The 437-nt window shown below is 45.1% G+C and carries 1 tRNA gene; it reads left to right on the top strand.

Annotation, left to right across the window (positions count from 1 at the left end):
• The first annotated feature begins 69 nt into the window (after positions 1-69).
• Positions 70-146, top strand: a tRNA-Asp gene (locus tag DZ860_RS24095).
• Positions 147-437: the final 291 nt, after the last annotated feature.

Here is a 437-nt window from a genome sequence, read left to right as displayed (position 1 = left end):
TTAAATTTCGTTTTTAGATAGACCATCTAGAAACAAAATGGACGCTTACTTAGGTAAGTATGCCACTGCGGAGTGGTAGTTCAGTTGGTTAGAATACCGGCCTGTCACGCCGGGGGTCGCGGGTTCGAGTCCCGTCCACTCCGCCACTATTTGAAGAAGCCCTAGTCGAAAGACTAGGGCTTTTTTACGTCTGTCGAAAATCAAATATGGAATGAGAAAGGAAATAAGAAAGAGAATCGTCGTTTCCTTGGTTAAGCTGCCATTAGCGAGTTTACTGATTGGAGGCCGCAACAGCCTGTTACTCCGGGGGCGTGATGCTTTCAAGGTAGAAAGAAAGTCCCATCCACTCCGCCGCTATTTCGCATTATTTGAAGAAGCCCTAGTCGAAAGACTAGGGCTTTTTTACGTCTGTCGAAAATCAATTATGGAATAAGAAA

The organism is Vibrio sinensis (assembly GCF_003605645.1).
GTDB classification, from domain to species: domain Bacteria; phylum Pseudomonadota; class Gammaproteobacteria; order Enterobacterales; family Vibrionaceae; genus Vibrio; species Vibrio sinensis.
Note: the sequence above shows the minus strand (reverse complement) of the source record. Positions and strands in the feature narration are given on the sequence as shown.